The 11950-nt window shown below is 46.7% G+C and carries 9 protein-coding genes; 3 read left to right on the forward strand and 6 right to left on the reverse strand.

Features of this window, described 5'->3' with window-relative positions:
- Positions 1-367: 367 nt before the first annotated feature.
- The 5 genes from scpA to prfA all read right to left on the reverse strand — a co-directional run bounded on the left by scpA (position 368) and on the right by prfA (position 7907).
- On the reverse strand, positions 368-2503 hold the full coding sequence (gene scpA / locus ACKI3C_RS02865; RefSeq protein ID WP_407401851.1) for a methylmalonyl-CoA mutase: 2136 nt from the start codon (positions 2501-2503) through the stop codon (positions 368-370).
- A gap of 12 nt (positions 2504-2515) precedes the next feature.
- Positions 2516-4342, reverse strand: coding sequence for a methylmalonyl-CoA mutase family protein (locus ACKI3C_RS02870; RefSeq protein ID WP_407401853.1), 1827 nt, complete (start codon positions 4340-4342; stop codon positions 2516-2518).
- Between the two features lie 263 nt (positions 4343-4605).
- Positions 4606-5859, reverse strand: a complete 1254-nt coding sequence (locus ACKI3C_RS02875) for a phosphoglycerate kinase (RefSeq protein WP_407401855.1) — start codon at positions 5857-5859, stop codon at positions 4606-4608.
- Between the two features lie 99 nt (positions 5860-5958).
- A complete protein-coding gene (gene pyrF / locus ACKI3C_RS02880) occupies positions 5959-6783 on the reverse strand; it encodes an orotidine-5'-phosphate decarboxylase (protein WP_407401857.1) in 825 nt (274 codons plus the stop codon).
- Between the two features lie 14 nt (positions 6784-6797).
- Positions 6798-7907: a peptide chain release factor 1 gene (gene prfA / locus ACKI3C_RS02885; protein ID WP_407401859.1), complete on the reverse strand. Its 1110-nt coding sequence runs from the start codon at positions 7905-7907 to the stop codon at positions 6798-6800.
- A 143-nt stretch (positions 7908-8050) separates the two neighbouring features.
- Between prfA and ACKI3C_RS02890 the strand changes: the two genes are divergently transcribed.
- On the forward strand, positions 8051-8488 hold the full coding sequence (locus tag ACKI3C_RS02890) for a DUF4293 domain-containing protein (RefSeq protein ID WP_407401861.1): 438 nt from the start codon (positions 8051-8053) through the stop codon (positions 8486-8488).
- 47 nt (positions 8489-8535) lie between these two features.
- Here ACKI3C_RS02890 and uvrA read toward each other — a convergent pair whose 3' ends face one another.
- Positions 8536-11313, reverse strand: a complete 2778-nt coding sequence (uvrA, locus tag ACKI3C_RS02895; RefSeq protein WP_407401863.1) for an excinuclease ABC subunit UvrA — start codon at positions 11311-11313, stop codon at positions 8536-8538.
- Positions 11314-11508: 195 nt separating this feature from the next.
- On the opposite strand from uvrA, the gene ACKI3C_RS02900 reads away from it, so the two are divergent.
- Both ACKI3C_RS02900 and ACKI3C_RS02905 read left to right on the forward strand, forming a co-directional pair.
- Positions 11509-11706: a YtxH domain-containing protein gene (locus tag ACKI3C_RS02900; protein ID WP_407401865.1), complete on the forward strand. Its 198-nt coding sequence runs from the start codon at positions 11509-11511 to the stop codon at positions 11704-11706.
- 19 nt (positions 11707-11725) lie between these two features.
- On the forward strand, positions 11726-11932 hold the full coding sequence (locus ACKI3C_RS02905) for a YtxH domain-containing protein (protein ID WP_407401867.1): 207 nt from the start codon (positions 11726-11728) through the stop codon (positions 11930-11932).
- Positions 11933-11950: the final 18 nt, after the last annotated feature.

Raw genomic sequence — 11950 nt, forward strand, 5'->3', positions numbered from 1 at the left:
GCTCCGATTAGCGTCCTGCTGGACGCAGTGCGTGTTGCATTTCTTCCCCCACCGCCACTTCGTTCGGCGGTGGGGGTTATTTAGGTATTGTCCTGCCGGACAACAAATTAGCAATATTTATTATCAAATGCTAAAGTTGAGTAAATATAGTTAGTACATTTGACATCTTGTGTCAAATTAGTATAAGTGATTTATAATTTAGTTTGCTATATGGCTGTGTCATAACCGACGCAGCCATATATTTTCAACAACATATATGTTACTAAATTTTTGTCCAGCAAAAATACTATCACATTGTGTTTACTATAAACGAAATTAGGGAGAAAACCTGTGGTTTTCTCCCTAATTGATTAGGTGTTATAAATGATTATTCCTCATTGAGAAGGAGCTCCATAACGGCGATTGCTGACTTCATTACTGAAGTACCGGGGCCGAAGATGCAAGCTACACCTGCCTGATAGAGGAAGTCGTAGTCCTGAGCGGGGATTACACCACCAGCCGATACCATGATGTCCTCGCGACCGAGCTTCTTGAGCTCAGCGATTACTTGAGGAATAAGGGTCTTGTGACCTGCTGCCAGTGAAGATACACCGAGAACGTTTACGTCGTTCTCAACTGCCTGGCGAGCGCTCTCTTCGGGAGTCTGGAAGAGGGGACCCATATCTACGTCGAAGCCACAGTCGGCATAGCCGGTAGCAACAACCTTAGCACCACGGTCGTGACCGTCCTGACCCATCTTAGCGATCATGATACGGGGCTGACGACCATACTTCTTAGCGAACAAGCTTGTGAGCTCGCGTGCGCGCTGGAGGTCGGGATTGTTTTGAGTTTCAGATGAATACACGCCACTAATTGTTTTAACAACTGCTTTATAACGGCCCACGATCTTCTCGCAAGCATCAGAGATCTCACCGAGTGATGCACGATCCTTAGCTGCCTCAACTGCGAGTGCGAGGAGGTTGCCTTCACCGGTTTCTACGCACTTAGTGATTGCTTCGAGGTCGGCCTGAACCTTAGCCTCGTCACGCTCAGCGCGGAGTTTGTCAAGGTTAGCAACCTGTTCCTTGCGAACCTCGGTATTGTCGATTTCGAGAATGTCGATGGGATCTTCTTTCTCGAGAGCATACTTGTTGATACCAACGATAGTCTGGCGACCGCTGTCGATACGAGCTTGTGTGCGAGCAGCAGCTTCCTCGATGCGCATTTTGGGCACGCCGGTCTCGATAGCCTTAGCCATACCGCCAAGTTTCTCAATCTCCTCGATGTGAGCCCATGCCTTGTGAACGAGTTCGTCGGTGAGCTTCTCTACATAGTAAGAACCAGCCCAGGGGTCAATAGCCTTGGTTACATAAGTTTCCTGCTGGATGTAGATCTGGGTGTTACGAGCGATACGAGCTGAGAAGTCGGTGGGCAGTGCGATAGCCTCGTCGAGTGCGTTGGTGTGCAGTGACTGGGTGTGACCCTGAGCTGCTGCCATAGCCTCGATACATGTGCGGCCAACGTTGTTGAAGGGATCCTGTGCTGTGAGTGACCAACCTGATGTCTGGCTGTGTGTACGCAGTGACATAGACTTGGGATTCTTAGCGCCGAAGCTCTTAACGATCTTAGCCCACAGCAGACGACCTGCACGCATCTTAGCGATCTCGGTGAAGAAGTTCATAGAAATAGCCCAGAAGAATGACAGACGGGGAGCGAATGCATCAACGTCAAGACCAGCGTTTACACCGGTGCGGATGTAATCCATACCGTCGGCCAGTGTGAAGGCGAGCTCGATGTCGGCTGTTGCACCTGCTTCCTGCATGTGGTAACCAGAGATAGAGATGCTGTTGAACTTGGGCATGTTTTGAGATGTGTACTCAAAGATGCTCGCAATGATCTGCATAGAGAATTTGGGAGGATAGATATAGGTGTTGCGCACCATGAACTCCTTGAGGATGTCGTTCTGGATTGTACCAGCCATTTCCTCGAGCTTAGCGCCCTGCTCCAGACCAGAAACGATGTAGAATGCCATGATGGGAAGAACGGCACCGTTCATTGTCATTGACACTGACATCTTGTTCAAGGGGATACCATCGAAGAGGACCTTCATATCCTCAACAGAGCAGATAGATACACCAGCCTTACCTACATCACCCACAACGCGCTGGTTGTCGGCATTGTAACCACGGTGAGTGGGAAGGTCAAATGCTACTGAAAGACCCTTCTGGCCTGATGCCAGGTTACGACGGTAGAATGCGTTTGACTCGTGTGCAGTAGAGAAACCTGCATACTGGCGAACGGTCCACGGACGGAAGGGATACATAAGGCTGTAAGGACCGCCCAGGAAGGGAGGAATACCAGCCACAAAGTTAAGGTGCTCAAGACCCTCGAGGTCCTGCTTTGTATAAATGGGCTTGATGTCGAGCAACTCGGCGTTTTTCCAAGGCTCGGCCATCACCAGAGGCTTGTGTTCTACGTTAAAAGCCTCGTTTGCAATATCTATATTCTTAAAATTAGGTCTCATATTAGTCAACTGTTATTTTAAAAGTTTTGCATTGAAAGCTTTAAGTGAACTTAATACATTTGTACGCACGTTGATGAAGTTAGTTACACCCATCTCCTTGAACTCGTCGGTCTCGGGACCTGCGAGCACGAGTTCAGCCTTGCCGTCGAGAAGCTTAACTGCCTCGGGAATGAGAGTGGGATACTCGTCGTCGCTTGAACACAGAACAACGATGTCGGCATTCTGTTCCATAGCAGCGTTCACACCTTCTTCAACGGTCTTGAAACCGTTGTTGTCGATGAGCTTGTAACCAGCGCATGCGAAGAAGTTGTCAGAGAACTGTGCACGAGCAAGACGCATTGCCAGGTTACCGATAGTGAGCATGAATACAACAGGCTGCTTGGCTGCCTTCTCGGTTGCAAGACGAATTTCTTCGAACTCTTCGCCCAGACGCTTGTCGTTAAGCTTAACCTCGCCCTCCTCGCAAGCACACTCGCACTTGCACTCACACTTGGCAGCAGCCTTGTCGCCTGCAACCTCGGTGAAGTTGGGGAACTGGTTAGTACCAAGTAGCTGCTCGCGGCGCTTAGCAACTTTGCCGAAGCGGTCCTTAGCGCTTGCGTTGACAGCAGCAACAACCTCGTTTACAGCAGCATTGAAACCGCCCTTATCCTCAACGTCGAGAAAGAGTTTCCATCCTTCCTGTGCCAGAGAAGCAGTGAGCATCTCAATGTAGTAAGAACCACCAGCGGGGTCAACTACCTTGTCGAGGTGGCTCTCTTCGCGCAGCAGGATCTGCTGGTTGCGAGCGATGCGCTCTGAGAAATCGTCGCTCTTCTGATAAGGAGCGTCGAAAGGAACAACCACGATTGAATCAACACAACCCAGAGCAGCGCTCATAGCCTCGGTCTGTGAACGGAGGAGGTTAACGTGTGAGTCAAACAGAGTCTGGTTGAACTTAGAAGTCTCGGCGTTTACAACCATCTTGCAAGCACATTCGCACTCGGGCTTGTACTCCTTAACAATCTGAGCCCACAGCTGACGAGCAGCGCGGAACTTAGCGATCTCCATGAAGTAGATGGTAGATACACCCATGTTGAATTTAATGCGGTGAGCAACCTCGTCGGCGCTGAAACCAGCCTCGGTCATCATTGCCATCCACTCGTTACCCCATGAAAGAGCATAACCGAGCTCCTGATAGATGTAAGCACCAGCATTAGTGAGATTCTTTGTGTTTACGCTCAGAACCTTGAGGCCCTTAACGTCCTTAACAGCGTTGAGCAGCTCGGTAGCCATTGCTTTCACGTCGCTGGGGAAAGCAACACCATGCTTGAATTGACGTTTAAAGGGATCGAAGTCGATTGAACCCTTGAAAGTCTCCTCGCAACCAGCAGCCTTAACGAGTTCAACGAGCTCGGTTGCATAGCCAAGAGCGCACTTGGGACAGCACATGATGTTGATCTCACATGCGGGCAGATAGATGCCCTTGAGGAGGTCGGCAAGCTTAACGTCACCATTCACCTTGAAGCCCAGAGAGTCGATGCCCTTGTTGAGCACGTCGAGAGCCTTAGCGTTAGCCTCAGCTACATCCTCAACAACGATGTCCTGACGTGACAGCCAGTCGTTGTTAGTGCGTGTACCACGTACGAAGGGATACTCACCAGGAAGTGATTCTGTTGCTTTCAAGTTCTCGATGTCAACGCCACGATAGAGAGGCTGAACGTCGAAACCTTCGTTTGTTCGCCATACCATCTTTTTGCCAAAGTCAGCACCTTTCAGGTCAACCTCGGCTTTAGCACGCCACTCTTCGGGAGAGACGGGAGGAAACATGTCGAACAGTTTTTGTCTTGTTTCTGCCATAAGATTTTTTTGATTAATTATATAGTAACAATTTGTTTTAAGCCGTTGTTTTTGTATTGCGACAAATAAACATACAAAGGTAGTAATAATTCTTTGAATTATACCCAAAAAAATAGTATATTTTTGACAATTTCGTTAAATATGGGGTTGAAGGAGTTTTCTATTGCTCTGTAGCATTGTTTGCCTGTTGAAGGGGTTAATTGTGGTGTGTAAAAAAACGGGATGCTGATGCACCCCGTTTATGATAAGAAGTCAGTGTGAAATTATTCACCCTTGATTGCTGCAACACCAGGAAGAGTCTTGCCCTCGATAGCCTCGAGCATAGCACCACCACCTGTTGATACATAAGATACCTTGTCGGCCAAACCGAACTTGTTGACAGCAGCAACAGAGTCGCCACCACCTACGAGAGAGTAAGCACCGTTGGCAGTAGCTTCGGCAACATACTTAGCGATTTCACCTGTACCTACAGCGAAGTTGTCAAGTTCAAACACGCCGACGGGACCATTCCAGAGGATAGTCTTTGAGTCGAGGATGATCTTCTTCCAGTTTTCAAGTGACTTGGGACCAGCATCCATACCTTCCCAGCCTTCGGGAATGTTGAAAATATCAACAACCTGGCGTTCAGCGTCGTTCTTGAATTCCTGTGCACATACAGTCTGAACCGAAAGACTCAGGTTCACACCTTTCTCCTTGGCTGCTGCCATTACGCTAAGAGCCTCGGGCATCAGGTCGTCCTCATGGAGCGAAAGACCGATGTTACCACCTTGAGCCTTGATGAAAGTAAAGCCCATACCACCACCGATGATGAGGTTGTCAACCTTGTCGAGGAGGTTCTTGATAACTGCGAGTTTAGAGCTTACCTTGCTACCACCGATGATTGCGGTGAAGGGATGCTGTGCGTTCTTGAGAACGTTGTCGATAGCGACTACCTCTTTCTCCATGAGATAACCGAGCATCTTGTGGTCAGCATCAAAGCTGTCGGCAATAACTGCTGTTGAAGCATGACGACGGTGAGCAGTACCGAATGCGTCGTTTACATAAACATCGGCATAGCTAGCAAGTGTCTTGGCGAACTCGGCCTGACGAGTCTTCATTTCCTTCTTTGCGTCAGCATAAGCGGGATCTTCTTTGTCGATGCCTACGGGCTTGCCTTCTTCTTCGGGGTAGAAGCGGAGGTTCTCGAGCAGAAGAACTTCACCAGCCTTCAATGCAGCAGCTGCATCAGCTGCCTTTGCACAATCCTCGGCAAACTGCACGGGAGTACCCAGAGCAGCAGCTACAGCATCCTTAATCTGACCAAGAGAGAGCTTGGGATTCACTTTGCCTTTGGGCTTGCCCATGTGTGACATGACGATCAGAGCACCGCCATCAGCAAGGATTTTCTTGAGAGTGGGTAGCGCACCGCGGATGCGTGTGTCGTCAGTAATTACACCATTCTCGTTCAAGGGAACGTTGAAGTCAACGCGTACAATCGCCTTTAAACCAGCGAAGTTAAAATCATTAATATTAGCCATTTTTTGTTATTTAATAAAAAATATTTACCATATGGTCGTGACACTCCTGTGTGGAATGCGTCACAAAATTAATTATTATTATTTAATTAGAGAATTAATTCAAGAAAAAAATCTATAATTCTCTAAAATATGTGCCATTTCTGCATTAAGTTGGGCGGCTTTGGCTGCTGCGACTTGTGCAAAATCGTCATTGCTTGAAGCATGAATTATTCCGCGAGACGAATTTACAATTAGCCCGCACTCGCGAGTCATGCCGTATTTCGCTACTTCGGCTAGGCTTCCACCTTGAGCACCCACACCAGGAACCAACAGGAAATGCGACGGAACGACTTGGCGTACTTCTTCAAATAATTGTCCCTGCGTGGCTCCCACAACAAACATCATGTTACTATCATTGCCCCATGAACTGACTTTGGATAGTACATTCTTGTAGAGAGGTGTACCTGTGGCATCGGTTGTGAGTTGAAAATCATGTGATCCTTTGTTGGAAGTCAACCCCAAGACAATAACCCATTTTCCGTCATATCCCAAGAAAGGAGTAACGCTATCTTCGCCCATGTAGGGTGCAACAGTGATTGCATCTACATCAAGAGTCTCAAAGAAACTGCGAGCATACATGCGGCTGGTGTTTCCTATATCTCCTCGCTTGGCATCGGCGATAATCATGACGTCAGGATAGTTATTCCTGATATATCTCACTGTGTCCTCAAAGGCTTTGTAACCTTTGACTCCTTGCACTTCATAGAAAGCAAGGTTTGGTTTGAAAGCGATAGCATGCTGTGCGGTGGCATCGATTATCGCTTTGTTGAACTTAAAGAGATCTCCTTCCAGCGAGGCAGGCATCTTGTCAAGGTCAGGGTCAAGTCCTACGCACAGGAAAGAACGCTTGCGCAAGATGTTGGCAAATAATTGTTGACGATTCATATAGCTGTAAAAAATTAAAGTTCTGCTTCCTTAAGTTTTTCGGCATTTTCGGCAACAGTGAGTTGATCAATACATCCCTGTATGTCGCCGTCCATGAATGCCGGAAGGTTGTAGATGGTGTAGCCTATGCGGTGGTCGGTAATACGTCCCTGGGGATAGTTGTAGGTTCGTATCTTTGCCGAGCGGTCACCTGTTGAGACGAGTGTTTTGCGTCGCGATGCAATGTCATCGACATATTTCTTGTGCTCGTTGTCGTAGATAAATGTGCGTAGGCGGGCAAGTGCACGCTCTTTGTTCTTGGGCTGGTCGCGTGTCTCTGTACACTCGATGAGGATCTCTTGTTCTTCACCAGTATTGGGGTTGGTCCACATGTACCTGAGTCGTACACCCGAATTCACTTTATTCACGTTTTGTCCACCGGCACCGCTACTGCGGAAAGTGTCCCACTTGATTTCACCTTCATTAATATGAACGTCAAACGGTTCGGCCTCGGGCAATACTGCCACTGAAGCAGCCGAAGTGTGCACTCGGCCTTGTGTTTCAGTTGCCGGCACACGTTGAACGCGATGCACGCCCGACTCATATTTCATTGTTCCATATACATTGTCGCCAGTTACGCTGAAAATGATTTCTTTGAAACCACCAGATGCTCCCTCGCTGCAACTTGACACCTGGACGTTCCATCCACGAGACTCGCAATAGCGTGTGTACATGCGTGCAAGGTCACCAGCAAAAAGTGCTGCCTCGTCACCGCCTGTGCCACCTCTGATTTCAAGAACGATATTCTTGGAGTCTTCGGGGTCTTCGGGGATAAGCAATAGCTTGATTTCCTCTTCCACCTTGGGTATTTGTTCGGTTGCTGCATCAAGTTCTTCGCGAGCCATGGCGCGCATGTCTTCGTCCTTCTCAGTCTCAAGAAGAAGTTTAGCGTCTTCGATGTCACTCAACATGCGACGATACTTATTGGTAGCGTTAAGCAATGTTTCAAGACTTTTATATTCTTTGGTGAGTTTTACATATCGCTTTTGGTCGGCAATCACGTTAGGGTCGGTGATGAGTGTGCCGATTTCTTCAAAACGAGCGTCAAGGCCTTCAAGGCGTTGCAGTAGTGCAGATTCTGCCATATTTATAGGAATATTGAAATTTAATGCAAAGTTACTAAAAAAAGTGTTGTTAATCAAATCTATTGCAAAAATAAGACGTTTTAGTTTCTTCGTAATAAAAAAAATATTAATTTTGTATTCAAATTAACAAAAAAATAAAGGTAATGGTAATACAACGAATTCAAAGTCTTTACTTGTTATTAGCATCAATATTGATGATTGTGTTTGCATTCATGCCAGTGATTGAACTTCGTTCGGATGCGGGCGTGTTTTTTATCGGGGCTTTGCCGCTAGGTGAAATTAGTGCGGTTTCTTATGTGCTTCTTTGCCTTGACGTGCTCATCTCTGTTTTGTCAGTGATAGTGATATTCATGTATAAAAATCTCAAACAACAGATTAAGGTCACTAATGTTTTGCTTTTGCTTGTCGTTGCACTTCTTGTAACCATAGGTGTGATGATGGTTACTCAACATGGTCATGCTGTTGCTATTATGCAATGGCCCATTGCTTTCCCGTTTGTTTCTATGGTGCTTGTAATGATGGCTAGCAAAGGCATGAAGCATGATAAAAAACTGTTGAGCGACAGTGAGCGTATTAGGTAATTTATATAATATAGAGACCTCAATTTATAAAAGAAAAAATCGGTTGATCAACCGATTTTTTCTTTTAGGTACTTGCCTGTATGGCTATCTTTGTTCTTTACTATATCTTCGGGAGTTCCGCAAGCTACTAAATAACCTCCGTCATTGCCTCCGTCGGGACCTAGGTCAATTATATGGTCGGCACACTTAATCACGTCCATATTGTGCTCGATAATTACCACAGTATGTCCCTTGTCGATGAGCTGGGTAAATGATTTCATTAACGTGTTGATGTCATGGAAGTGGAGTCCGGTAGTGGGTTCATCGAAAATAAACATTTTGCGCCCTCTATGTTCCCCGCTCAAGAAATAGGCAAGTTTAACGCGCTGGTTTTCACCGCCTGATAGGGTAGAGGAAGATTGACCTAACTTGATGTATCCTAAACCCACATCTTGCAATGGCTTGAGTCTTTTCACGATTTTTGCCTCATTGAGAGTCTTGTGCTGTGAGAAGAACTCAATGGCTTGGTTGATGGTCATGTTGAGGATATCATATACAGTCTTTCCTTGATAGGTGACATCGAGCGCTTCGCGGCTGAACCTCTTGCCCTGGCATGCCTCACACGTGAGGGTGATGTCGGCCATGAATTGCATTTCAATGGAAATCTTGCCTTCTCCTTTACACTCCTCGCAGCGTCCGCCCTGTGAGTTGAATGAGAAATACCCTGGGCCGTAACCCATCTGCTTGGCAAGTTGTTGTGAACTGAATAGTTGCCTGATCTCGTCGAATGCCTTGAGATAAGTTGCTGGATTGCTTCGTGACGACTTGCCGATGGGAGTCTGATCCACTAGCTCAACGCCAGTTATGCGGTCGAGGTCGCCCGAGATTGACGAATGGGTGCCAGGTGCGTCAGAACTCTCGCCATAATGGCGGTTTAACGCCCTGAAAAGGATATCGTTGACTAAAGTCGATTTGCCCGATCCGCTAACACCGGTCACCACAGTGATCACTTCAAGCGGGAACTTCACGTTGATGCCTTTAAGATTATTCTCGGCAGCGCCTTTTACTTCGATGAAGTTACGCCATTTGCGTCGTTGCTTTGGCACAGGAATACTCATTTCACCGGTTAAATACCTTGCCGTGTAACTATTTGAAGCACTTGGTAGTTCCTCGATAGGTCCCTGAAAGATGATGTTGCCGCCGTGACGTCCTGCTTCAGGACCTACATCTATAATATAGTCGGCTGCTCGCATGATGTCCTCGTCGTGTTCCACTACAACCACTGTATTGCCCAGTTGTTTTAGCATCTGCAAGACGTGAATAAGTTTGTTTGTGTCGCGTGAATGCAGCCCAATGCTTGGCTCGTCGAGGATGTAGATTGACCCCACCAGCGAACTACCCAGCGAAGTGGCCAAGTTGATTCGTTGGCTCTCTCCGCCCGACAAAGTCCCCGATAGACGATCAAGAGTGAGATATCCAAGCCCCACATCATTGAGGAATTCAAGGCGGCTGTTTATCTCGGCAAGAAGTCGCTTGGCAATGATAGTGTCATGTTCGTCGAGAGATAGTTGCTTGAACCAAGTGGTGAGATTTTCGATCGACATCTTCACCAAGTCGCCGATTGACATTTCTGCTATCTTAACATAAGATGCTCCGGGTTTGAGTCTTGACCCACGGCACACGGGGCACACCGTCTTGCCACGGTATCGTGACAGCATGACCCTATATTGTATTTGATATGATTTGCTCTTGATGTATTCAAAGAAACCGTCAATTCCAGGAAAAGAAGCGTCGCCGTGCCACAGGAGATCTCTCTCGGCCTCGCTGAGTTCATAATAGGGCCTGTGAATGTGGAAATTGTGGTTTGATGCCCAGTGTATAAACTCTTGCTTCCATTCGCCCATGACTTGTCCTCGCCAGCACATCACAGCGTCATCATAGACCGACAGGGTTTTGTCGGGAACAACGAGATTCTCGTCAATACCAGTTATTTTGCCGAATCCTTCACATGAAGGACATGCGCCCACAGGATTGTTGAAGTTGAACATCAAATCAGAAGGTTCCTCAAATTTTATGCCATCGGCCTCAAAACGTTTTGAGAAAGTGTGACGAACAATCTCACCTCCATCCCACACAAGAATCATGCAAGTTCCATTGCCTTCGTAGAAAGCTGTTTCGAGCGAGTCGAAGATGCGCATGTCGTCCTCCTTTGTGTGAGTAACACTCATGCGGTCAATGAGCAGATTGGCGATTGATGTATCGATGCCTTCGCCAGCCTCTGATATCTGCTTGAATGTCCCGTTTATCTCTAATCGTGAATATCCGCCCTTTGATAAGATATCGAGATGATCGGCTATCGTCCTATCGGCAGGCACGATTATGGGTGAAACGATAGCAAAACGGGTACCGTCGCCATAGGAGTTGATACAGTCAAGCACATCGTTAGACGTGTGTTTCTTGACAAGTTCTCCCGAGATAGGGGAGTAGGTCTTGCCTATGCGTGCAAACAACAGCCTCAAATAATCATAAATCTCGGTCGATGTGCCCACTGTGCTACGCGAGTTGCGGTTGTTTACTTTTTGTTCTATGGCGATGGCGGGTGGCAGTCCTGTGATAAAGTCACAGTCAGGTTTTGACATACGACCCAGGAACTGTCTGGCATAAGACGATAGACTCTCAACATAGCGACGTTGCCCCTCGGCATAAATGGTGTCGAATGCCAGGGATGATTTACCCGACCCCGACAAGCCAGTAATGACCACAAGTTTGCCTCGAGGAATTGTTACATCGACATTGTTAAGATTATTTGCACGTGCACCTTTGATTACTATGTTGTTTGCTTTCATCGCCAAAAAGTAAAAATTTAATGTGCAAAATTACCAATAAATTCAGTAAAAGCGAAACAAACATGCATTAATCGTTGAAATAATGAAAAAAAACAAGAGAAATGTTGTATATTTGCAAAAAAAAGGATAATTTTAACCGCTCAAAACAACCAGAGTAGTTGAAATGTATTATACTAACCATTAAATATTTTATTTATGAAACCATTACACATCGTGTTAGCCGTGATTGGTGGTGCTATTGCAGGCGCTGCTGTCGGTTTGCTGTTCGCCCCTGAAAAAGGCAAGGACACAAGAGAGAAGATTGCTCGCGTTCTCAAAGAGAAAGGTCTTGCATTGAAGGGCAAGAAGATGGACGAGCTTGTAGATCAAATCGCAGAGGAGATCGAGGGTTAATTAAAATCATTATAGAAATATGGGAAAGAACAAAGCATTAGGAATTCTTTACGCATTCTTGGGTGGTGCCGTAGTTGGTTGCACTATTGCAGTGCTTTTTGCTCCTGAAAAAGGAAGTGACTTGCGTTCTCGCATCAAAGCGATGTTGAAGAAAAAAGGCATCGATTTCAGCGACGATGAGGTAGAGCAGCTTGTGCAGCAAATCAGTGCGCAAATAGAAGAATAATATTATCACGTAAATATG

Origin of the sequence: Sodaliphilus sp. (assembly GCF_045598405.1) — a bacterium.
GTDB classification, from domain to species: Bacteria; Bacteroidota; Bacteroidia; order Bacteroidales; family Muribaculaceae; genus Sodaliphilus; species Sodaliphilus limicaballi.

Excerpts from the sequence above, each read along its gene's own strand:
- ACKI3C_RS02900 (WP_407401865.1), top strand. The coding sequence starts at position 11,509 with ATGAAACCATTACACATCGTGTTAGCCGTGATTGGTGGTGCTATTGCA.
- ACKI3C_RS02890 (WP_407401861.1), top strand. The coding sequence starts at position 8,051 with ATGGTAATACAACGAATTCAAAGTCTTTACTTGTTATTAGCATCAATA.
- uvrA (WP_407401863.1), bottom strand. The coding sequence starts at position 11,313 with ATGAAAGCAAACAACATAGTAATCAAAGGTGCACGTGCAAATAATCTT.
- prfA (WP_407401859.1), bottom strand. The coding sequence starts at position 7,907 with ATGGCAGAATCTGCACTACTGCAACGCCTTGAAGGCCTTGACGCTCGT.
- scpA (WP_407401851.1), bottom strand. The coding sequence starts at position 2,503 with ATGAGACCTAATTTTAAGAATATAGATATTGCAAACGAGGCTTTTAAC.
- ACKI3C_RS02870 (WP_407401853.1), bottom strand. The coding sequence starts at position 4,342 with ATGGCAGAAACAAGACAAAAACTGTTCGACATGTTTCCTCCCGTCTCT.
- ACKI3C_RS02905 (WP_407401867.1), top strand. The coding sequence starts at position 11,726 with ATGGGAAAGAACAAAGCATTAGGAATTCTTTACGCATTCTTGGGTGGT.
- ACKI3C_RS02875 (WP_407401855.1), bottom strand. The coding sequence starts at position 5,859 with ATGGCTAATATTAATGATTTTAACTTCGCTGGTTTAAAGGCGATTGTA.
- pyrF (WP_407401857.1), bottom strand. The coding sequence starts at position 6,783 with ATGAATCGTCAACAATTATTTGCCAACATCTTGCGCAAGCGTTCTTTC.